General features: G+C 31.9%; 18 protein-coding genes and 2 pseudogenes. 10 read left to right on the forward strand and 10 right to left on the reverse strand.

What is annotated here, in order from left to right:
* Nucleotides 1-50 precede the first annotated feature (50 nt).
* Both LQ615_RS05130 and LQ615_RS05135 read left to right on the forward strand, forming a co-directional pair.
* Nucleotides 51-1,670: a peptide ABC transporter substrate-binding protein gene (locus LQ615_RS05130; protein ID WP_064211216.1), complete on the forward strand. Its 1,620-nt coding sequence runs from the start codon at nt 51-53 to the stop codon at nt 1,668-1,670.
* A gap of 93 nt (nt 1,671-1,763) precedes the next feature.
* Complete coding sequence (locus LQ615_RS05135; protein ID WP_017001111.1) at nt 1,764-3,026, forward strand: Gfo/Idh/MocA family oxidoreductase; 1,263 nt, start codon at nt 1,764-1,766, stop codon at nt 3,024-3,026.
* 258 nt (nt 3,027-3,284) lie between these two features.
* On the opposite strand, the gene LQ615_RS05140 is transcribed toward LQ615_RS05135, so the two are convergent.
* From LQ615_RS05140 to LQ615_RS05150, 3 genes are all read right to left on the reverse strand, one after another.
* Complete coding sequence (locus LQ615_RS05140) at nt 3,285-4,067, reverse strand: class I SAM-dependent methyltransferase (RefSeq protein ID WP_239704019.1); 783 nt, start codon at nt 4,065-4,067, stop codon at nt 3,285-3,287.
* 323 nt (nt 4,068-4,390) lie between these two features.
* Entirely contained in the window at nt 4,391-4,822 is a 432-nt protein-coding gene (locus LQ615_RS05145; RefSeq protein WP_016999364.1) for a universal stress protein, read from the reverse strand.
* A gap of 176 nt (nt 4,823-4,998) precedes the next feature.
* Nucleotides 4,999-6,141, reverse strand: a complete 1,143-nt coding sequence (locus tag LQ615_RS05150) for a polysaccharide deacetylase family protein (RefSeq protein ID WP_064204942.1) — start codon at nt 6,139-6,141, stop codon at nt 4,999-5,001.
* A 308-nt stretch (nt 6,142-6,449) separates the two neighbouring features.
* On the opposite strand from LQ615_RS05150, the gene LQ615_RS05155 reads away from it, so the two are divergent.
* The 5 genes from LQ615_RS05155 (at nt 6,450) to LQ615_RS05175 (ending at nt 12,134) form a co-directional block, all read left to right on the forward strand.
* Nucleotides 6,450-7,820 carry an MFS transporter gene (locus LQ615_RS05155; RefSeq protein WP_239704020.1) on the forward strand — a complete coding sequence of 457 codons (1,371 nt, stop codon included), beginning with the start codon at nt 6,450-6,452 and terminating at the stop codon, nt 7,818-7,820.
* Nucleotides 7,821-8,443: 623 nt separating this feature from the next.
* Nucleotides 8,444-9,427 (forward strand): LacI family DNA-binding transcriptional regulator, encoded by a 984-nt coding sequence (locus LQ615_RS05160; protein WP_016999362.1) that lies wholly within the window; start codon nt 8,444-8,446, stop codon nt 9,425-9,427.
* A gap of 134 nt (nt 9,428-9,561) precedes the next feature.
* Nucleotides 9,562-11,157: an alpha-glucoside-specific PTS transporter subunit IIBC gene (locus tag LQ615_RS05165; RefSeq protein WP_182093695.1), complete on the forward strand. Its 1,596-nt coding sequence runs from the start codon at nt 9,562-9,564 to the stop codon at nt 11,155-11,157.
* A gap of 436 nt (nt 11,158-11,593) precedes the next feature.
* Nucleotides 11,594-11,701: a putative holin-like toxin gene (locus LQ615_RS05170; RefSeq protein WP_016999361.1), complete on the forward strand. Its 108-nt coding sequence runs from the start codon at nt 11,594-11,596 to the stop codon at nt 11,699-11,701.
* A 325-nt stretch (nt 11,702-12,026) separates the two neighbouring features.
* Nucleotides 12,027-12,134 carry a putative holin-like toxin gene (locus LQ615_RS05175; protein WP_016999360.1) on the forward strand — a complete coding sequence of 36 codons (108 nt, stop codon included), beginning with the start codon at nt 12,027-12,029 and terminating at the stop codon, nt 12,132-12,134.
* Nucleotides 12,135-12,339: 205 nt separating this feature from the next.
* Here the strand turns inward: LQ615_RS05175 and LQ615_RS13570 are convergent.
* A pseudogene (locus tag LQ615_RS13570) lies at nt 12,340-13,309 on the reverse strand (quercetin 2,3-dioxygenase).
* A 470-nt stretch (nt 13,310-13,779) separates the two neighbouring features.
* Here LQ615_RS13570 and dfrG point away from each other — a divergent pair.
* A complete protein-coding gene (gene dfrG / locus LQ615_RS05190; protein WP_000868795.1) occupies nt 13,780-14,277 on the forward strand; it encodes a trimethoprim-resistant dihydrofolate reductase DfrG in 498 nt (165 codons plus the stop codon).
* A gap of 71 nt (nt 14,278-14,348) precedes the next feature.
* Here dfrG and LQ615_RS05195 read toward each other — a convergent pair whose 3' ends face one another.
* The 5 genes from LQ615_RS05195 to LQ615_RS05215 all read right to left on the reverse strand — a co-directional run bounded on the left by LQ615_RS05195 (nt 14,349) and on the right by LQ615_RS05215 (nt 20,540).
* Nucleotides 14,349-16,301, reverse strand: a complete 1,953-nt coding sequence (locus LQ615_RS05195) for a hypothetical protein (RefSeq protein ID WP_000163792.1) — start codon at nt 16,299-16,301, stop codon at nt 14,349-14,351.
* A 6-nt stretch (nt 16,302-16,307) separates the two neighbouring features.
* Nucleotides 16,308-16,505 carry a hypothetical protein gene (locus LQ615_RS05200; protein WP_095324597.1) on the reverse strand — a complete coding sequence of 66 codons (198 nt, stop codon included), beginning with the start codon at nt 16,503-16,505 and terminating at the stop codon, nt 16,308-16,310.
* Nucleotides 16,506-16,825: 320 nt separating this feature from the next.
* Nucleotides 16,826-17,146, reverse strand: a complete 321-nt coding sequence (locus LQ615_RS05205) for a MazG nucleotide pyrophosphohydrolase domain-containing protein (RefSeq protein WP_214269705.1) — start codon at nt 17,144-17,146, stop codon at nt 16,826-16,828.
* Between the two features lie 472 nt (nt 17,147-17,618).
* Nucleotides 17,619-18,944, reverse strand: coding sequence for a 6-phospho-alpha-glucosidase (locus LQ615_RS05210; RefSeq protein ID WP_239704023.1), 1,326 nt, complete (start codon nt 18,942-18,944; stop codon nt 17,619-17,621).
* A gap of 21 nt (nt 18,945-18,965) precedes the next feature.
* On the reverse strand, nt 18,966-20,540 hold the full coding sequence (locus LQ615_RS05215) for an alpha-glucoside-specific PTS transporter subunit IIBC (protein ID WP_016999356.1): 1,575 nt from the start codon (nt 20,538-20,540) through the stop codon (nt 18,966-18,968).
* Between the two features lie 151 nt (nt 20,541-20,691).
* Between LQ615_RS05215 and LQ615_RS05220 the strand changes: the two genes are divergently transcribed.
* A complete protein-coding gene (locus tag LQ615_RS05220; RefSeq protein WP_016999355.1) occupies nt 20,692-21,453 on the forward strand; it encodes a MurR/RpiR family transcriptional regulator in 762 nt (253 codons plus the stop codon).
* A gap of 46 nt (nt 21,454-21,499) precedes the next feature.
* Nucleotides 21,500-22,452 (forward strand): annotated as a pseudogene (locus LQ615_RS05225) (2-hydroxyacid dehydrogenase family protein).
* A 51-nt stretch (nt 22,453-22,503) separates the two neighbouring features.
* Here LQ615_RS05225 and nagE read toward each other — a convergent pair.
* The gene (nagE, locus tag LQ615_RS05230) at nt 22,504-23,991 is read right to left on the reverse strand and encodes an N-acetylglucosamine-specific PTS transporter subunit IIBC (RefSeq protein ID WP_016999353.1); all 1,488 of its coding nucleotides are present in this window, start codon (nt 23,989-23,991) and stop codon (nt 22,504-22,506) included.
* Nucleotides 23,992-24,196 lie beyond the last annotated feature (205 nt).

Raw genomic sequence — 24,196 nt, forward strand, 5'->3', positions numbered from 1 at the left:
ATAGTATAAACATGATTTAACACTATCAAACAAATAAGGGGATTGATTTGATGAATAATTTTTATAAAATGGGCATTTATGTATTAGGTTTGGTAATATTTTTAGCTGGATGTAGTGGAACAGATGCGGGGAAGAAAGAGCCTAAGGACACACTGAGATTAATAGCACCTTCCGATTTAACGACCTTGGATTCTAGTTTGGCAGTAGAAGCTGGAGCATTTGAAGTCATGAACGCAACCCAAGAAGGTTTATATCGTTTAGATAAAGATGATAAAGCAGAACCTGCAATTGCAAAAGGTGATCCTAAAAAATCAAATAACGGTAGGACATGGACATTCGATTTACGAAAAGATGCTAAATGGTCAAATGGAGAACCAGTCACAGCACATGATTTTGTTTACGCGTGGAGAAGAGCTGTAGATCCTGAAACAGCTGCTGAATATGCATATATCATGTATGACATTAAAAATGCTGAAGCTATTAATAAAAGTGAGAAAAAGGTTGAAGAATTAGGTGTTAAAGCGATTGATGATCATACTTTAGAACTGACTTTAAACGAAGAATTACCGTATTACAAAGAATTGTTAACATTTGGTACATTCATGCCACTAAATGAAAAATTTGTTAAGAAACAAGGCAGTAAATATGGTACATCAGTAGATAAAACATTGTACAGCGGACCGTTTGTTATGAAGAGTTGGAAAGTTGAAGATAACTATAAACTTAAGAAAAACAAAGAGTATTGGGATAAAGATAATGTTGCACTTAAAGGTATTGATTACAGCGTTATTAAAGATGAGCAAACAGCACTCAATTTATATAATAATGACAAAGTTGATACGACAGAGTTAAGTTCACAAAATGTAAATTCAAATAAAGATAAAGAAGGTTTCGACACAAAACTAGAATCTGCAACTTACTATATACAAATAAACACACAGACAAATAAAGACCTTCAAAATAAAGATTTAAGAGCTGCAATTGCACAAGCGATTGATAAAAAAGCATATGTTAACAATAATTTAAACGATGGTTCAGCACCAATTGATACTTTTACACCTAAAGAAGTTTTTACAAATGACGAGAAACAAGATTATAACAAATTAGTTAACCCACCTTATTCTTACGATGTTAAAAAAGCACAAGCATCGTTAGAAAAAGCTAAAAAAGATTTAGGAAAAGATAAAATCAATATTGAATTTTTAACATTTGATCAAGACAATGCTAAAAGAGACGCAGAATATTTTAAAGAACAAGTTGAAAAACATCTACCTGGTGTTACGATGTCAATTAAGCAACAACCTAACAAACAAAAAATCGCTTTAACTAAAAAAGGTGACTATGATGTAGCTCTAACAGGATGGGGCCCAGACTATCCAGACCCTATGACATTTTTAGATTTATTCCTGAGCGAAACTACTAAAGGAGAAACGGGATACAATAATCCTAAGTACGATAAAATAATAAACGACGGTAAAACAACATTGCTTAAAGACCCAGATAAAAGATGGGATGAATTAGCAAATGCAGAAGAAATGTTGCTAGAAGATGCGATGGTCATACCACTTTATCAAAAAGGTAAAGCGAGATTAACAAAGAAAGAAGTAAATGGGCGTATTATTCATTACGTAGGGACAAAAGAATATAAACATGTAAAATTAGACCGATAGGACAATCAACTATGAACAATATTAAAAAATCATATTTAACAAGCAATCTATTATATTAATATAAAACTTTTAAAGCATAAAGGGGACTTTTCAATGACAATTAAAAAAGCAATTTTGTTAGGTGCAGGTGATAGAGGGGGTCGAGTTTATGCGAATTTAATAAAGTCACTGCCTCACAAAATACAACTAGTAGGTGTAGCAGAACCTGTACTTGAACGAAGAGAAAGAATAAAGAGAAATCATGAACTTGATGATAACTTAGTACAGCAATCATGGAAAAGCTTACTCGATTTGAAACCAGATGCAGAAATTGCAATTATTTGCACACAAGATAAAGCACACTTTGAACCAACTATGAAGGCGTTGGAGTTAGGCTATCATGTATTACTTGAGAAGCCGATGTCTCCTAGTCCAGAAGAATGTATTAAAATGGTGGAAAAAGCTGATGAAATGAATAGAACATTAACGATATGTCACGTTTTAAGATATACTCCGTTTTGGGACAGAATTAAAAAAATTGTACAAAATGGTGATATCGGTGAGATTGCTTCCATTCAATTAAATGAAAATGTTGAATATATGCACATGTCTCATAGTTTTGTACGAGGTAATTGGAAGAATAAAGAAACATCAAGTCCAATGATATTGGCAAAATCATGTCATGATATGGATATTATCAGCTATATTATGGATAAAGACTGTAAAAGGATTAATTCTTTCGGATCACTCATGTACTTTAATGAAAATAACAAACCTGAAGGAGCACCGTTACGCTGTTTAGATGGTTGCCCAGTAGAGAATGAATGCCCATTCCATGCAGGACGTTATTATTTAGGTATCGGACGAGGTTGGGCGATGAAATTTACAGAAGAGAATTCTAATGAAGCAATTGTAGAAAGATTAAATCATACTGACTACGGTAAATGTGTGTTTCAATCAGATAATGACGTGGTTGACCACCAAGTCGTTAATATGGAATTCGAAAATGGTGCAACAGCAACGTTTAGCATGAGCGCATTTACAAGAGAGCAAACAAGAATTGTTCAAATAATGGGTACTAAAGGAGAAATTAGAGGGAATATGCAAACAAATGAAATAAGCATTTTCGACTTTTTAACAAGAGAAGAAAAAGTTGTTAAATTCCCTGAAGTGAGCAGTGGTCATGGTGGTGGCGACGAAGGAATTATAAGAGACTTTATTGACGCAATTAATGAGTCTGATGAAAAAGCTTCTAGATCAGTAGCTAGTAAGTCTTTAATTAGCCATTTAATGGCTTTTGCTGCAGAAGAATCAAGATTAAATCAAGGTCAGTCAATCAATATAGACGAATATTATGAAAAACTATCTTCATTCTAAAACAAAAGGAGTGGGACAGAAATCTCATTTTATTAAAAAGATTTCGTAGTCCCACCCCGGCAAGGATGACTAGGTATGAAAAAAGCTTGTTATAAGCGCATTTTCATAACAGTCAGCTACTGCCAATACAAAAAGAGAGTCTGGGACAATTATTTATGTCCCAGACTCTTTAAGATTTAAATTAATTATATCTAGTTCAAACTTTATTGAAAGACTCATTTTAACAACCAATATATTATTTTAATATAGCAAGTAGATTTATTTTACTCCAACAACACGTATTCTTTTATAGTCAGCTATCCACGTTTCTCCATCATGTAAGACAGACTTTAAATTGTTTTCAGTATTTTTAATAATATTTTGTTTCGTATTTTCGTTCAAACCTTCAAATATTTCATTACTGAACATTTGAATCCAATTGTTTAACCCTTCTTCTCCTATTAAAGGTGTTGGTCTATCAAAATATTCGGCAAAAGTAACCGTGAATCCCATTCTTTCCATTAAAGTCGTGTATTCTCCAATACTAGGAAAATACCAAGGAAAGTGTTTACTATCATAATTTATGTTTTCTTCTTGAATTTGATGGATCACTTCATCAGTGATGGTTTGAACGTTATGTTTACCCCCAAACTCTGCAACAAATCGTCCGCCTGGTTTTAAAGATTTATAAATATTTTCCAAAGCTTCTTCAGGTTGTTTAATCCAGTGCATTGTAGCATTAGAGAATATCGCATCGAACGATTCTGAATAGCTAAAATCAATTATATCTTGTGTTGAAAAAGAAATATAAGGGTACTTTTCATTAGCTTGATTAACCATCTGATTTGATTTATCAATGCCGACAACGTTAGGACATTGTTGATAGATTTGATGAGCTAAATCCCCTGTCCCACAACCAAGATCTAGTATATTTTCATCATTTTGAGGTTTTAATAATTCAATTAAATTGTTACCATATTCAGAAACGAAAGAATGTTTTTTATCATACAAATCAGGGTTCCAATAGTCTTTATGTCCTTCATAATTATTTAGATTTTCCAAACTATACATCCTTTCTATAAAATTAAATTAGGAGTTTTTATGAGATATTTACTAAAATTTTTATTATATTATTTATTTTTATTCATGACATTTAACTCAATAGAGATTATTTTAGGTAGAGAATTAGAAGTGGCAAAAAGTTTAATAGTTCCTTTAATTATCTTAATTGTAATATTCGCCTTCAACACAAATACTAAAGATAATTCACACTAATATCGTATTACAATGAATGAAAGAGTCTGAGACAATTATTTATGTCTCAAACTCTTATAATAATCATTATATTTCTTGAAATAATTTTAAAAGACTACCTGAAACAACCCTTATTTAACAATTAATACTGGAACTGGGCTTCTTTTAGCAATTTTATGTGTAACGTCTCCTAAAACATGTTTAATATTCAAGCTAACTCTGTGGTTACTCATTATTACTAAATCGAAATCCCCACTTTCTATATCTCCCTTATTAATTTTTTCTAAAATTGTATCTTTAATAGGTCCAAATTCTATTTCTACTTTGTAACGAATACCTCTTTCATCTAACTCTTGTAAAAATGGCGCGAGTTGTTCTTCTTTTTCTTTAGCAATATCATTTGAGTGCTTATTATAATATTTAACGCTAGTTGCAAGATCATTTTCAGTTACAACATGATAAATGATGACTGTGGAGTCTTTATCTACTACTTTTTCTAATTGCGCTGGAATAGAACTAAAATCATTCCCGAAATCATAAGGTAATAAAACATTATTAAACATATTTACCAACCTCCATGTTTTTAGTACTAAAGTACCTCTTACTTATATAGTACCCTAAATATACTTTTGTAAAAGAAAAATAAGCCTGTTTGGGAATTTAGTATAAAGTAATTTTCTATTACTAAACTCTCAAACAGGTTTATGGTTAAAATTGTTATAAGGAAATTATAACTGTATTATTCTATTTCATAATCCTTATTACCTTTATAGTATTGTCTATCTTCTTTATTATAAACTTCTTCAGGTTTGAAAAACGGTTTAAGTTTATATTTGAATTGATGTAAGTTTAGGCCATCTATAGCAACACGATCTTGATATATATCTTTGTTTGAAAGGCTTGTAAAATTATCTGGACCAACACCTGCCATGTATTTGAATCCAGCCTCGTCTATCATATAATTATAGGAAGTAGAATTTCGATCTTGAGCTCCATGTGGGAAGATGAATAAGTCAGTTTTACCTACAATAGGTTCCACTTCTTTTTTCCATCTTTTTGTATCTTCAATAATTTGCTCATCTGAACTATCTTCAAAATTAATATGACCATAAGAATGACTTGCGAATGTCCATCCATCTCTTTTCATTGAGTCAGCTACTTTTTTAGCTTGTTTTTTTCGTTTTTCATAATTAGGATGTTCCAAATCATTTGTTCGATAACCAAGTACTCCCTCATAACCTGTCAGACCAACAACTGCTTTTTGTCCTTTATATGAAAAATCAGGATGTTTTTTTACATAATCATTTAATAGTGGTACTGCATCGTTTGTTTTTGATTGTTCCATTTTCCCTTGGTCATTTTTCTTTTCAGCAACTGTTTCGTTGTCTTTATTTAAAGTTAAACGTTCTGTGTAACCATTTCCTTGCATATATTCATAATAATTCATATCATCCATGGACATTATTAATGGTTTTTTCCCTTTAGGTAATTTAAGTTTTTTTCGTTTAACAGGCGTTGACTCTAAATCATAAGCATCATGTGGATCTATTAATATGTAGTTATTTTCATGAAGTTTTTCAATAGCTTTATTAAATTCATTTACTGTAACCATCCAATCATAATTCCCTTTTGCTTGTTGTTGATTATCTGTATAAGCTTTCTGTGGATCCGAGATGATAGGATGAAAAAAGACATGACTTACTTTACCATCATATTCTACTAAGTTTTTTTCATCCTTATGATGTCTTTTATCATATTTATTTTCTATTTTATTCTGGTGTTTATGCTCTTTTTTTCTTTTCTTTACATGTTGCTTCCCACTTTGGCACCCGCTAAGTATTAAAACGAGTGCGATTAAAAAAACAATACTTTTTCGCTTCATTTCTCTTCCCCCTTCTTTTGTAAAACCAACTTACTCTTTAAGTCAACGACCTTAAAAGTTTACTTTAACACTTTTTGTTTAAATGGTAAAAAGAGCGGAACACCATTTAATATTTCCACTTATTAAAGGTTATTACTTAAATTTTGTTTATTATTTCATTTATTAAAGAAACAAATAACTTTTTGCACTTTTCTGAATATTTTACTAAAAGTGTTTAAACCCACTGTTGAAAGCGTTTTTATTTGCTGATATCGTAGGCATAGTATGCGCTATTATTTCTCAAATTAACTATATAAAGGGGTGGCATTTTGAAAAATGAAACTTATGTTGGCGGAAATAAATTACTTCTAGCCATTGTATTGTCGATTTTAACGTATTGGCTTTTTGCGCAATCATTTCTGAATATCGGCTCACTTGTACAACAAACGTACATGACTAATGATGCCATAATCAGTATTGCGGTTAGTTTGACATCACTGTTTACTGGGGTGTTTATGGTTGCAGCTGGTGGTACAGCAGATAAATATGGTCGCGTAAAAATTATGCGCGTAGGACTGATTTTAAATATTATAGGTTCTATTTTTGTAATTTCATCTGATTTGACGCCGTTATTGCTAATAGGTAGAGGCATTCAAGGATTTTCAGCAGCTTGTTTAATGCCAGCAACAATTTCATTAATTAATACATATTATCATGGTAAAGAACGTCATAAAGCATTAAGTATGTGGTCTATAGGTTCATATGGTGGTACAGGACTTTCATCTGTATTTGCAGGCTTTCTTGCAGCATATATTGGATGGCAGTGGATTTTCATAGTATCCATTATTGTGACTGGTATTGTACTTATACTTATTAAGGATGTACCTGAAATTAAAGCCGACAGAAAGAATACGTCGAAATTTGATTTCTTAGGTTTATTATTATTTGTTATCAGTATGTTAAGCATTAATATAGTAATTACACAAAGTAGTGAAATTGGTTGGACAAGCCCTATCATTATTGTTTTACTACTTATATTCATCATTTCAGTGGTACTCTTTTATTTTTATGAAAAACATAAAAAAAATCCTTTAATTGATTTTTCACTATTTTCAAGCAGATATTTCATTGGAACAGTGACATCTAACTTTTTATTAAATACTTCGATTGGAGCACTATCTTTATATAATCTTTTTACACAACAACATTTTCAAATATCCGGTTCTATTTCAGGATTAATCACCCTTCCATACATGTTTGGTGTACTCGCAACAATTAGAATTGGTGAGAAAATGATGGAACAATATGAAGCTAAGAAACCAATGAAAATGGGTTCACTAATCGTAACAGTAGGTATTTTATTACTGTCGTTATCATTTTTACCACAAACACTATATATCATAGTTAGTTTAATAGGTTTCTTATGTTTCGGTATGGGACTCGGATTCTTCGCCACGCCTGCACTAAATACTGCTGTAGTTCACACACCTAAAGAAAAACTAGGCATTGCATCAGGTATTTATAAAATGGTCGCAACGATAGGAGCTGCTTTCGGTATTACTATATTTACTACTGTTTATCTCGCTATTGATGAACAAGTATCTCGTACTATGGGTAGCTTTATTGCATTTCTTGTATGTACTTTATTTATGTTCTTATCATTTATTTCAACAAAATATATTATTCCAGATAAGGAATAAACGATAACTATACTTATAATAACAAGGTATAAAAAAGACACGAGAATGATTACTTTCTCGTGTCTTACTTATATTCTTCGCTAATAAAGTTATTTGTTGTATTAATATTTACATTTAGCCTATTCCAGTATTTTTTCTAAGTATATTTCTGTTGTCTTCTGCAATATTTTATAAAATTACATACGTAAAGTATTGTCATTAAAAGAAATGGAATTGTAATGATAAAAGTATTTAAACTACTAATGTTAGAAACCCATAAAAATAAAGATAACATCAATACATAACTAAGAATTACTACAAAAAATATAGGCCAACTAAACAACTTTCTATTATCCACACTTAACACCTCTGAATGAACTTTTTCTAATACTCATCTTTCAAATTATATTTATTTTTATAATAACAAATCGTAAGACATGGCGAAATTTATTTTTAATAAACAAAATCAAAATATAACATTTGTAATTTTTCATTATAAATTTAATTTGACAATTGTAAGCGCTCCCTTTATTATTTTGATAACCTTATGAATACGTATGCATTAATTCTAAGGATACGATAATTATTGTTAAAAATAATGATTGTTACTATACTTCATCTCGTTATAGAAAGAAGGATTGGTAATGCGTAAAAAAATATCTTCTGACCAAATTGCTGAATTAGCGCAAGTTTCTCAATCAACAGTGTCTAGAGCGTTCGACCCTGATTCCAATGTTTCTGCTAAAACAAGAAAAAAAGTTTTAGATATTGCTAATGAATTTAATTATAAGCCTAATGCATTAGCTCGTGGATTAATCACTAATAAATCAAAATTGATTGGAATAGCTATGAAAGAAAAACAAAACCCTTTTTACTATGAAGTATTATCTTTATTCACACAAAAATTAAAAGATCATGGATTCTCTGTGTTATTTGTCCACACTGAAAATGAAGAAATACAGCAAGAAGAAATCGCTAAATTTTGGGAGTATAATGTAGAAGCAATTATTGTCACAGATGCTTTTCTCTCATCAGATTTGGTTAAGAAATTAAAAAATGCAAACATCCCAGTCATTCTGTTTAATAGAGAGAATGAAGATTTACAATGTAATACCGTTTCTAGTGATAATATCTATGCTTCTCAATCAATAGCAAAGTATTTTTATAATAAAAAGCATAAAAAAATTTTATATGTTTCGGGTAACCATAACACTTCTACTAACAGAGATAGATTTTATGGTTTTAATAGCTTTTTTAAACAAAAAAATGAAGAAATTGAAGTTATTAAAGGAGATTATACTTTCGAAACTGCTTATCAACTAACGTTAGATTATTTGAAAGCTGGCAATATTCCAGACGCAATATTTGGAGCTAATGATATCACGGCTCTTGGTGTACTAGAAGCAGTAAAAGAGATAGGCCTTAATATTCCAGATGAGGTTGAAATAATTGGTTTTGATGATATTAAAATGGCTTCTTGGCCAAATTATCAATTAACAACTTGGTCCCAACCATTAGAAACGATGGTTAATGAAACTATAAAAATTTTATTAAAAGGAGACTTAAACACAAACAGACGTATCAAGATTAAAGGTAACTTCAAGTTTAGAAGTACAACTTCAAATTAAATTAAAGAAATTTTTTCATAAGTGTAATTTAAGAAATGTTTGAATGTAACCAATTTAAAGTAGAAAAATTAGAATATATATTATTTCACAAATTTCATACATAAGTATGTGAAGCTATCTAAGGAGGAACCGTTATGAATGTTATCAAACGTTTTGGAAGTGCCATGATTGTCCCTGTACTCACATTTGCTTTTTTCGGTATAGTATTAGGTGTTTCCACTGTATTTTTAAACCCAACAATTATGGGAAGTCTTGCTGAAGAAGGAACAGCTTGGTTTAAAGCATGGTCTGTTATTGAAGCAGGTGGATGGACTGTGTTTGATCATATGGAATTAATTTTTGCTGTTGGATTACCTATTTCCTTAGCTAAAAAAGCCCCTGCTCATGCAACTTTAGCAGCTTTAATAGGCTATTTTATGTTTAACACATTTATAAACATTATCTTAACAGAATGGCCTCACACATTTGGTGCAAACTTAGAAAAAGGTGTTGAGAATGTTACTGGTATGAAAGCCATTGGAGGCATTGAAACACTAGATACGAATATATTAGGTGCTATTATTATTTCTAGTATTATTACGTGGATACATAATAGATATTATGGCAAAAAACTACCTGAAATGTTAGAAGTATTCCAAGGATTAACATTTGTTGTTTCAATTTCTTTTTTCGTTACTTTAGTAGCAGCAATTATAACTTGTATTATTTGGCCTACCATACAAGATGGAATCTCTTCAGTACAAGGTTATATTATAGGTTCAGGATACATTGGTGTTTGGCTATACCATTTCTTAGAACGTGTTCTAATACCTACAGGATTGCATCACTTCATTTGGACACCAATAGATATGGGTCCTGTAGTAATAAATCAGGGTTTAAAAGCGTATTGGTTTGAGCATGTAAGTGAATTTGCGAACAGCTCAAAGTCATTAAAAGAACAATTTCCATATGGTTTCATGTTACAAGGAAATGCGAAAATATTTAGCTCTATTGGTATTGCATTAGCAATGTACTTTACAACACCACAAGAAAATAGAAAAAAAGTAGCAGCATTATTAATCCCCGCAACATTAACAGCAGTAGTTGCAGGAATTACAGAACCATTAGAGTTTACTTTCCTATTTATCGCACCATACTTGTTTGTATTACATGCTGTTCTAACAGCAACTATGGCATTAATAATGTACAGTGTAGGTATCGTCGGACACTTTGGCGGGGGCCTAATTGATTTTGTCGCTACAAATTGGATTCCATTAGGCGCTAATTATTGGTCACTTTATGTTCTCCAAGTAATCATAGGCCTTAGCTTTACAGGTATTTATTTTGTTTTATTTAGATATTTAATATTAAAATTTGATATCCCCCTTCCAGGGCGTGAAAAGAAAGCAGAAAATATTAAACTATATAGCAAAAAAGACTATAAAGAGAGTAAACAATCCTCAAACAGTAAAAAAGAGGAAAATATTCCAACAGGGAATGAATTTAAAGATAAAGCATACTATTACTTAGACGGACTAGGTGGTAAAGAAAATATAAAAGACGTTACAAATTGCGCTACCCGACTACGTTTAACAGTTAACGATGAAAATAAAGTATCAGATAACGATTATTTCTTACAAGATAGAATGGCACATGGTTTAGTTAAAAGTGGTAAAAGCATACAGGTGATTGTCGGATTATCAGTACCACAAGTAAGAGAAGAATTCGAAAGCATCATTCAGGATAATTAAGAGTGGTGAGTAATAAATAGCATATCTGGTTATGAAATGCTGATGATTGTACTTACAGTTATTGGTTTAGTATTAATTAGTAATTATAACCATAAAAAATAACCATCTAGCGTAAACTTTGACGAAGTAACTAGAGGTTATTTTTATAATAAATTAGAGTTATAAGTCACCGTCTTTTTAACGGGCTCTTTGGGCAACATGTTCGCGCATGTTGTCCTTCTTTATTTTTACATTTAAATAATATCATGATTTTACATAATTTGTCTATTTCTGAAAGATAATTTCAGTATATATTATAGGAAATTAATCAAGGTTCATCTCCTAATTTTTGGTATAATATCATTGAGCAAGTTGGATAGATGGTGGCTATCTTAGTATAAAGTGAGGTGATGCGTATGTACGTATCTACAAAATCTTTAGAAAGGAGAAGCCTTTTGTGGTAACGTTTGTTGATGCATTACATCTCATGTTTAGTTTTGGTATGTTTATACTGGCTTTCATAAGTGTAGTCATCGTAATTATTAAATTAAGCCATAAAAAATAACCATCCCAACTTTTGACCGAGTAGGTAGAATGGTTATTTCTTAATTTACTGAAAGTCACCGTCTTTTTAACGGGCTCTTTGGACAACATGTTCACGTATGTTGTCCTTCTTTATTTTTACACTTAAATAATATCATGATTTTACACAATTTGTCTATTTCTGAAAGCAGATTTCAATATATATTATAGGAAATTAATCAAGAGTCACTTTCTAATTTTTGGTATAATATCATTGAGCAAATTGGATAGATGGTGGCTATCTCAGTATAAAGTGAGGTGATGCGTATGTACGTATCTACAAAATCTTTAGAAAGGAGAAGCCTTTTGTGGTAACGTTTGTTGATGTCTTACATCTCATGTTTAGTTTTGGTATGTTTATACTGGCTCTCATAAGTGTAGTCATCGCAATTATTAAATTAGACCATAAAAAATAACCATCCAACTTTGACCGGTTAATGGTTATTTTTAATCAATTTTAACTAAGTCACCGTCTTTTTAACGGGCTCTTCGGGCAGCATGTTCGTGCATGTTGTCCTTTATATACATTTATATTATACCATGATTTTACATATTTCGTCTATTTCTGAAGTTGCTATATTTTATAAATTCTTGTAGCTTATTTATGAAATTGCTGACTTATTACTCAATAAATTTAAGATCTAAAGAATCTATGTTTTCTATAACTTTTTTAAAGTCTAATGAACTAGGAAGATTTGGGAAAGTATTATGTTCATATGGCTCTCCTAGGGTTCTGAAAAACGGTTCAAATAAACCTGGAACTAATAAACCTATCATTTTTGTATAGTGTGCATCTAGTCGATATGAATGAACAGTTTCGGCTGGTGCATGTAAAAAATCTCCAGGATATAATGTAACTTTTTCATTTTGATTGCCTACCCACATTGTTACTTTACCCTCAAAACAATAAAATGTTTCAGTATGTTTTTCATGGTAATGTGGAACAATAGGATCGCCAATTGGTCCTTCTGAAGAAACGACTATGTATCTATCGTTAGTGTCTTTTTGTGTAGTTATTATTGAATGCAATTGATCTCCTGTTAAAAGATTTTCCCCTTCACCTGACCGCCAATAAGTGATTTCTTCATTACTGATATTGTTAAAAGTAAATTCTATATCATAATTATATTCTATATTCTTGTTTATTAAGTGAATAAGTTTCTTCTATATATGATGGGTGTTTAGAATGATTATATGGTACTCCTAAAGCTTTATATATGTCTACTGCACTTCCATTAACGACGTATGATAAAATTTTTGTTCTATGAGCTTTCATAACATATTTATGTACTATACCAGGTGGAATAAGAATATAATCTCCTCGAGTTAAAGTGATTATATCTTTTTCTAATTGTATATCAACAACGCCTTCAGTCACCAATAATGATTCATACATATTTTTATGAAGATGCATAGGAAAGCTTTCATTCATAGCACCAGTTATTGTAATAACTTCGAACAAGTTTCCTGTACTTTGATTTGTAGCAATGATTGTATAAACCTGTTTATTCCAAATATAATGATCACCTTCCCCATTTTCAATCACATAAGGTGTTTTGTCTTTAGGTAATTCATTTTTTAGTATATTCACTCTTGTTCCTCCTATTTTATGATATTATCTTCTCATTCTGTAGCAATCATATATTTAATTGTAGCTAAAATAAATTCACCAAATAAGTGACAATTTATTGAATATTTTTTTTAAGATTCTGCCTAAATGAATATATACTTTTACTAATATAGATTTATTACGCTCTAAAAATCAAAAAAAGCCAATCGTTATAAACTAAGTAGTTCAGTTTTGGAGTACAAAATGACAAAATGTACTTCAAAATGGACTACTTTTTTCATTTTAACTTACATACCAAATTACATACAAAATGATTTATAAAATGCAATTGAAAATGATAATTGAATGAAAATTTGTGATTTTGTGGTATTATGATAATATAACTTATAGAAAAAATTGCTTATTCAACTAACGGGCAGGATAATGAGAAAAGGTTTTTTGATAGAAATAAGAAATTAGATGGTAAATTAGTTAAAAAGGCTGTGTTATAAATGAAAGTTTCTTTGATTGCTGCGATGGATAAGAATAGAGTGATTGGCAAAGAGAATGACATTCCTTGGAGGATTCCCAAGGACTGGGAATATGTTAAAAATACTACAAAGGGACATCCGATAATATTAGGTAGGAAGAACCTTGAATCAATCGGAAGAGCCTTACCTGACAGAAGAAATATTATTCTGACGAGAGATAAGGGGTTTACCTTTAATGGTTGTGAAATTGTTCATTCAATAGAAGATGTTTTTGAGTTATGTAAAAACGAAGAAGAAATTTTTATTTTCGGAGGAGAACAGATTTATAATTTGTTTTTCCCTTATGTTGAGAAAATGTACATCACAAAAATACATCATGAATTCGAAGGAGATACTTTTTTTCCAGAAGTGAATTATGAGGAATGGAATGAGGTATTTGCCCAAAAAGGGATAAAGAATGATAAAAATCCGTATAACTACTATTTTCATGTATATGAAAGAAAAAACTTATTGAGTTAACGGGTGCGTTAATTGAAGAAGAACAGTAAAGATAAAGCACAAGAGCTTGGGATTACTCCAAGCTCTTTTTGTCATTTGAAATAAATTATATCTTTCCAATCAAATTGTTTATCTGTAATCCCTAATCTTTGAGCAGGTGTCAAAACCTTTTTATCCGCTGATTTAAAAGGGCGACAAAAGTTGTAGTAAGTTCTTAGAATTGTAATCGCAAATTGAGCATACTTCGGATTGAAGTTAGCGTAAATATAGCTCTTCTTATCACCACGAGCTGTTGTTAATGGTCTTTCAAGAGATGATATATAACGTCTTATCTGTTGAATAAAGCTATTGGTCGAATGGTCATTAACATTTAATAGCATCTTTGCGATTTCGTTTGGTTCCAGAGCAGATAAATCCGTTCTACAATCAACTGAATAAAATCCTTTATCCTTAGTGGCTAATGGATGTTTGATAGGGTTATCGGCATATTTGCGATATCTTTCTCCATCTTTACTAATAGCCTCTTCGTGGAATTGATGACTTGTTAGTAATTCAGTTAGATAATGAGATGCCAAAGTCCGTAGAAACTTTGTTTTGAATCCTCTGATATCTCCCCAATCGAGCAGTTCTGCTTTTGCTTGTCCGAATTCTTTTAAGCATTGTTTTCTGCTTTTCGTCTTGTTAACTTGGCAAATAAAATGATGTGCATCGCTCAACCTTAATTCTTTCGTGAATACTCTATAAAAGGCGTTTCTAATAGAGAAGTCATCATCACTAATCATTCGCCATTCGTCGGCATTAACCATTTGTTTAATTAACCAATAGTGAGCAGTTGTAGTATAAGGAGCATCAACATTTAAACCATCGACAAATCTACTCCTATTAGTAATTTTCCCTAATTCGTGAAGATAAGCATTCCTATTTTCGCTATCGTTAGCGGATGGTTCTTGTGGATAATAAGACCAATCTAACCTATCATTTTTACGACTAAAAGTATTGAGATGGTCTTCTTTGAATTTTCTTGTATCTTCATTTAATTCATCCATTGAAATATTCCAATCATAGGCAACATCAGAACGGAACACATATCTTGATAAGACCTCAGCAGATACAACTATATACGTTTGCATATTAAGGTCTTCAAACCCCGTATATTTCTTTGAACCTTGTCCTTTCTTACGGACGTTATTTAGGTAGTAGTGCATCTTGTCCGTATTAAGCCACATCTCGTTAAATTTCTTTGTTTGAAGGGGTTGTGTCTCATATCGTTCTAAAAACTCCAAACAACGCCTATACAGCCACTCCAGCTTATGATAGTAGGTTCCAACTCCAATTCCTAAAATATCACAAGTACGACTGACTGAAACCCTTCCAACAACCATCTTAGCGAACATTGGAAGAATGGTGTTCTTTTGTTGGTGATAAGTAGTGGTTTCTTCTCTTTTTGGTAGAACATTAGTGAACTTCTTACACGCCTTACATTGATAGCGTTGAGATTTGCCCCTACTTTTCCCCCTTTTGTAAAATTGCTTCGGCTCATTGAATGGGGTTGATTCTTCTTCCGAGCAGCCTTCTTTATGAAATTGATAATCTGGCTCAACATCTTGGATGCTATTGATTTCTATAAGGCGTTTAATTTCTTCAACAACAGACCAATTAGATAAAGGGGTTACTGTACAGTTTTGCGATACACCTCTGCCAATAGGATTGTCATTGCAGTACATACCTTTATGACCTTTATCTTTGGAACTACCAGTCATTTTATATCGACTTGGTTTCCCTTTTACATCTTTGAATTTGTGCTGTTCTTTCCCAAAATTACAACAAAACGGATTGATGCAGTAATTATATTGAATGGGATATTCAGAACCGTTCCATTTAAAAGACGTTGGCAAGAACAACATTTTGTTATACCTTGTTGCAAATCGTTTTGGAGTTAATAAATCATATTGTTTAGCCCTATCTTTTAATTCTTCGTTTGAAATCGGAATTTTAACATCTACAATTTCATCTTCCTTCGTGGCTAATCTTTTAAGCTTGGTCATTGTCTATCAACCCACTCTATCTTTGATACCCATTTTTTCAACAATCCGCTTATTACTTCGCTTGTTGGCAATCCATTCAATAAACTTCTTATCGTCTAAAATGTTCAATAAGAATTCATCCACTGCTTCGCTTTCAGTACGCTCTGCATATTCAGCGTATTGCTTAACTATCACCCTTACTTGCTCTGATATTTCCCAATCCACAGACTTAGCGTTCTTATTTTTTGGCTCAAGAAATTGCATAGGAAAATGCACCCCTTTTTGCTTAGTAAATTGTAACCATTTTAACACACCAATTTGCATTCCTACAATAATTATTTCACGTTCGCATTTTTATATACATTTTAACTTACATTTTGTGGTGTAAATTAACAACAAACGTTGATTTAACAATAAAAAACGAGTATCAAATTCAGTTGCAATTTGATACTCATTTAGGTTTACATTTTCACTTTTTGTACTCCAAAACTGAACTACTTAGTTATAAACGAATGACTTTTGTGATTTTGTTTCAATTATATTTATTATTCATCAGTGTACCGCTTCGAAAGTTTTTCTTTATGAGCGTTAAACACTTCTTCTAAAGAAATATCATATTTGTTAGCAATCACTATAACGTTACCTAATACGTCTCCCAATTCTTCTATCAAATCATTTTTGTTGTTCATAAATGAATCTGTTATTTCATCTGGTCTATCTCTCCCTATTTCAAGAGCTCTTATAGATCTCGCCACTTCCCCAGTTTCTTCAGCTAAAAAACCTATACGTATAAAAATATCTAAACCTGACCATCCTCTATCTTCATAATAATCATTTACCCAATTTTGAAATTCAGTTATATTCATTCCTCACCACTCCTTAAATTTGCTACTATAAATTTTAGCAAACTAGTAAGAGTTTTGTTTATTTTTCTAAATAAATAACGAAATTTAAATTATATTTTTAAGTATCTTACCTTTGTTTTATTTATGATGGATAAATGACTAATGAGTAGTGTCTCTATCGGGCAAGACATTTTAAACAAGCTCGTTACATTTTCTAACGAGCAAGAGTTTGATAACAAGCACGTTAGACCTTCATTCCTTATCCTCTAAATAGAATTTTATCCTAATTACGTGCGATATAGCCTTCTAACGGGCAAGAAAAATTAAACAAGCTCGTTACATTTTCTAACGGGCAAGAGTTTGATAACAAGCTCGTTAGACCTGTATTCATCTTGATTTATATTGTAATAACCAAAAACCCTCCAACCCGCTTCTATTTCCAGCGGTTGGAGGGTTTATTTTAAATCAAATTTGTACCTACTCTATTCTATTTCTATTTCAAATCTGGCCAATATCCTTTGTTTGCTTCTATCAGATCATCTAATATATCTTTAGCAACTTTAGCGCTTGGTATTGTTCGCGATAAAGTAAGTGCTTGCCATAATTTTTGATAAGATTGTTCTTCGTATGCTTCTACTGTAAGTTTTTCTACGCCTACTTGTTGTTCCATTAAACTTTTCTGGAATCTAGGAATCTCACCTACTGATAATGGTTCTGGTCCTTCGCTACCCACTAAACATGGTATTTCAACCATTGCTGTAGGTTCAAAGTTTGATATTGCGCCTTTATTCTCAACAATCATTAACATTCTTTCTTTCGTATTGAATGCGATTGCTCTAGCTAAATCAACGATGTAAGACGCATGTTCATCTATCGTTAATTCTGTTCCTTCTGCTGTACCTTTATTGATGATATTTTCACATTCTGTAAATACAAATTTTTCTCTTCCTGCCATCACTTCATTTGCTCTTGTATATTCTTTATTTGAATGTGCTACTTCGTAATCTGGGTATAAATAATATTTTAAGTAAGTATTTGGCAATGTATCTTTATCTATTGCTTGTACGTCTCGTGCTTTTTTAAATGTATCACTCCAACTTGCTTCTTTTTCCATATCGCTACCTGTATCAGTTGCATAACCGTGTTGTTCTACATGTTTAATAATTTTAGGCTTCAAGTCTTTACCTGATTTATCTCTTATATCTGTCCACCAACCAAAATGATTTAAACCATAATATTTTACGACCATTTCTTTTCTTGAAGATAATCCTATATTACTAGCCATTAACTCTTCAATTCCGATAGGCATATCACATATATTTAATATTTTAGAGTTAGGTCGTAATTTACGTGTTGCTTCAGCAACAATTGCAGCGGGATTTGAATAGTTAAGCATCCATGCATCTGGTGAATATTTTTCCATATAGTCGATAATTTCTAAGACGCCTGTTATTGAGCGCATACCATAAGCTATTCCCCCCGGCCCACAAGTTTCTTGTCCTACTACGCCATGTCTTAATGGAATCTTTTCATCTTGCTCTCTCATCGCATACTTACCTACACGTATATGTGCCATTACAAAATCAACGTTTTCAAAAGCTACTTTTGGATCTGTGCTCGCTAATAATTTTACTTCTGGAGCGCGTTCTTTAAGTAGTATTTCACAGGCATTTGCTATCGTTTGTTGTCTTTCCCCATCATTATCATATAATTTGATTGTATCAATTGGAAAATCCTCTAAATGATCTAACAACATAAGTATGATTCCAGGCGTAAATGTACTACCGCCACCTGCTATTGATATATTAAACTTTTTCATCATAACAACCTCCATTTATTTTTATATCATTGTTTCAAATGAATCTCTGATTTGAGGAACGCTTAAACCGACAATTACTTGTACGTTAGTACCGCTCTTAGCTACGCCGTGAGCCATTTGGTTATGTGTGAAATAATCATTATCTTTCACAAGACTTGGATCATTAACAGTCACCCTTAACCTTGTGGCACAATTCGTAACATCTTTAATGTTATCTTTTCCACCTAAACCTTCTAAATAATAAATTGCTTTTGTATCATATTCTGATGCGTCACTAGGAACATTATCACCATTTCCTTGTTTCGCTTTATAATCTTCTTTCGTATATAATTTAGCATCTCCATCTTCCGGAACACGTCCAGGTAATGGTACGTTGAATTTTTCAATAATAAACTTAAATACGAAGAAGTAAATGACTACAAAAATAATACCAATTATAAATTGGGCAATATACGTATTGCCGTGACTTGAGAATAACGGTATCCAGTTTATGGCCGCGATTTCAATAGCCCCTCCGCCTTGAATACCAACTACACCAAATAAATACATGATTGTTACCATTGTTGCACCTAACAATGCATGAATTAAGAATAAGTACGGTGCAATAAATAAGAATGTGAACTCTAGTGGTTCAGTTATACCTGCAAATACAGCTGTTAATCCTGCTGGTAATACTAATGCTAAAACTTTTTTCTTGTTTTCTTTTGGTGTCGAAGCATACATCGCTAATGCAATACCTAAACAACCGAACATTTTAATGTTTCCTTGTAATAAGAAGCCGTACGGATAAGCTTCTTTTAACGATTTTGCTGAGCTAGAGAAGTCAGATAAATGCTTTATCCAATAAGGTTTTAATCCCCCATCTACTACAGCTGGGCCGTATTCAAATGGTGTATAAATAAAATGATGCAGGCCTGTAGGTATTAAAATTCTTTCTAAGAAATGGAACAACCATACACCTACAAATCCTGATTTCACCATGACGCCTTGTAATGAAGCAATACCGTCTTGAACAGTTGGCCAAACAGTACAAACAATAAATGCTAGTGGAATCATAACGAAGAATCCTATCATTACAACAAAAGGTAACCCTTGGAATATACCGACCATTTCCGGTAATTTTTTATCGTAAAAACGGTTATGTATCCAAATAACAATTGCTGAAATAAAAATTGCTCCGATAATACTTGTATCTAAAGTTGGTATTCCAGCTATTTCTTTAACACCTGTTAAATTCTCAACGCCTTTAGATAAATCGACACCGAATGTCTTTGGCCATAACGTTAAAATCGCATTAATGTAATTATTGAATACTAAGTAAATCATTAAAGCTGCTAGCGTCGCTCTACCTTGCGCCTTTTTCGCTAGTGAAATCGGTAGCCCAATTACAAATGCAAGTTCCATATGATCAAATATAGTCCAACCGCCTGCTTCAATTAAACTCCATATTTTAAACCACATCGTACTTTCGTCTGCTATAGAGCCCATTATATCTGGATTTTTAAATAAAGTTGCTAACCCTACAACTATCCCGAAAAACGCAAATAGTAATACAGGTACTATCATCGCACTACCAAATCGTTTGATTGCGTTCATACCAACACCCCTTTTGTATCATTGATTACCTTTAGACTATAGGAAGCGCTTACAATTTCCAATAGGTTTGACGTAAATAGAAATCACATAGTAAACTTAGATTATATTTTCATGTATTGAAATTTTTTTCACACTAACTGGAGGTTGCATTATGATTTTGGATAAACTCGTCAATAAATACTATCAACAATTAAATGATAATGACATACACATCATACAAACGATGAATCAAAACATTAATCTTATACATCGTTTGAAAATCCAGGAATTAGCTGATATTTCACATACTTCTATTTCCTCTATTCATAGACTGTCACGTAAACTCGGTTTTGATGGTTACAGTGATTTCAAGGCATATATTAAACTGAACAGAGAATTCACAACAGTTTCAACTGATATAATAGATAGTTTAGAACAAGATTTACAACAAACATTTAAACACTTGAAGATGATTGATTATGATTTTATAAGTGAGCAAATTGATAAGGCGCCTTTCATCTATATATATGGTACTGGTATTGCACAATTAAATGCTGCAAGAGAAGCTCAACGTCATTTTCTATCTATTAATAAACGAGTAATGGTCATCAATGATGAAAATGAATTAAAAATAGCGATGGATCAAATGGATGAGAACGACCTACTGTTTATCATTTCTTTATCTGGTGATACAGCGCACCTTAAACAAAACATTGAGATTATGCATACACGAAACATACAGTATATTTCTATTACAACATTAAAAGATAACTTCTTAGCGCAAAATGCTAAATACAATATTTATGTTAATAGTTCTCCAATACAATTGTTTAACCAAATATCATATTCAAGCTTTCTTCCTTACCATATAGCTTTTGAAATAATTGTTCGAAAGTATAGTGAATGGAAACAGCTACATCAGGGTATAGACTAATATATGATATATGAGATATGGATAGATTTTTAGGAGGTAAAATATTATGGCAAAAGTTTTTATAACAGGGGAAATACCTACTGAAGGTTTAAATTTATTAAAAGAACATTTCGAAGTGTCTGTTTTCAAAGGTGAAAAATTAATTACTAAAGAAGAATTACTTGAAAATGTAAAAGATGCTGATGCAATTATCAGTCCACTTTCTACTAATATAGATAAAGAAGTAATTGATCAAGCTGAAAACTTAAAATTCATTGCTAATTACGGAGCTGGCTTTAACAATATCGATGTGAAATATGCAAGAGAAAAAGGTATTGATGTTACAAATACTCCAAAAGCTTCAACAAATGCAACTGCTGATTTAACGATTGGTATTTTACTTGCAGCTTCGAGAAGAATTGTAGAAGGAGATAAACTTTGTCGCACAACAGGCTTTAATGGTTGGGCGCCTTTATTCTTTAGAGGTCGAGAAGTCTCCGGTAAGACTATCGGATAGTTGGCCTAGGAGAAATAGGTTCAGCTGTAGCTAGACGTGCCAAGGGTTTTGACATGAACATTATATATACTGGACCAAACAGAAAACCAGAACAAGAGGAAGCTCTAGGGGCGTCTTATGTTAGTCTAGATGAACTATTAGAACAATCCGATTTCATCACATTGAACGCAGCATATTCTGATGATTTACATCATTTATTTAATAAAGAAACGTTCAAAAAAATGAAAGAAAAAGCGTATCTTATCAACGCATCACGTGGCCCAATAGTAGATGAAAAAGCTTTAGTAGATGCATTAAATAATAAAGAAATTGAAGGTGCTGCATTAGACGTATATGAATTCGAGCCTGAAATCACAGACGAACTTAAATCTATGGACAATGTTGTGTTAACACCACACATTGGTAATGCAACTTTCGAAGCCAGAGATATGATGGCAGAAATCGTCGCAAACAATACAATCAAAAAATTAAATGGCGAAGAGCCTGATTATATTGTGAACTAAAAACCAATAAAAAACAGCCATTCGTTGATTAAACGAATGGCTGTTTTTTATTTATCTATCCTCTTGTTCCATTTGCATCAGTTCATCTGCTGTAAATTGTACATCTGTACCTATAATGATTTGTATATTCTTATCACTGATTATTTTATTGCCTAAAGCACCAGATTTTTTAATTTTTTCTTGATCTACGATTCCTGTATCATTTAACGTCAATCTTAATCTTGTTGCACAGTGGTCAATAGCTTCAATGTTATCTTTACCACCAATTGCTTCATAAATTAATTTCGTTTTATTAGATACATTCAAGTCGCCATCTTTGCCTAGTGAACCTTCCCCGTTTTCTGCTAAGCTTGGATCTTGTTTAACCGCTTCTTCCATCAGACCGTCTCTACCTGGCGTTTTTAAGTTGAATATTCTTATCGCAAAATCAAATACTAAGAAGTATATAACTCCCATAACAAGTCCTAATACTAACAACATAATTGGTTTATTTGCTATTGGAATACTTAAACTTAACAAGTAATCAATCAATCCTGCACTAAATGTAAATCCTGCTGTCCATTGGAATGTTGCTGCGATAAATAGTGAAATACCTGTTAGTACTGCATGAATACCGAATAATAACGGCGCTGCAACTAAGAATGAAAATTCAAGTGGTTCTGTAATACCCGTTATAAATGAAGCAAGCCCTGCTGCTAACATTAATGAGCCTACTACTTTTTTATTTCTTTTTTCAGCATTTTTCCAAATTGCTAATGCTGCTGCCGGTAAACCGAACATCATAATTGGGAATAGGCCTGCTTGATAACGCCCAGTAATACCTTGTTCTCCATTACTTGACCAGAAGTTGGCAATATCATTAATACCTGCTATATCAAACCAGAACACTTGGTTTAAAGCATGGTGTAAACCAAACGGTAATAATAAGCGGTTAAAGAACCCATATAACCCTGCTCCTGTTGGTCCTAATTTAGAAATAAATTCACCGAACATAATAAGTGAATTATATACTGGTGGCCATATAAACATTAACGCTACTGAGATAACCAACATCGTTGCTGCAGATAAAATTGGTACTAAACGTTTACCACTAAAGAACGCGAATGCTGTTGGTAATTTAGTATCTTTAAATCTATTGTATATAGCTGCTGTAACTAAACCACAAATAATACCGACAAACACATTACTTATATCTCCGAAAGCTAAATCTACTTTTCCTTCGGCTATATGTAACGTCTTAGCCATCGATTCCGTACTTAAAACATTTGTCACGACTAAAAATGATACAAGCCCACTTAATGCAGCTGCCCCGTTTTTATCTTTTGACATCCCGAAAGCTAAACCGACTGCAAATAGAATCGGTAAACTATCAATAACTGCTAATCCTCCACTTGCTAAGAAGTTAGCAACGCTGTTTCCTTCCCCATTAATTGCACCAGAATCAATAAATGATGCTATACCTAGTAACAGACCTGCTACAGGTAATATTGAAATTGGTAACATGAGGGACTGTGCAAATTTTTGCATATAAGCCTTCATATTTTTCTCCCCTTAATAAAGCTATTTTTTTCTCGTACTACTATACCATATGTACCACAATTTTAATTATATGTACATAAAAAAATTGTTGTATAAATACTTTTAAAAAATAATTTTTTATTATTAATTCGAAACATTAAAGGTTATTATTATTTTAAATTTATAGTTCATTTGAATAATCTGTATTTAGCACATCTAACAATTT

The sequence above is a fragment of the Mammaliicoccus sp. C-M13 genome (assembly GCF_022386845.1).
GTDB lineage: Bacteria > Bacillota > Bacilli > Staphylococcales > Staphylococcaceae > Mammaliicoccus > Mammaliicoccus lentus.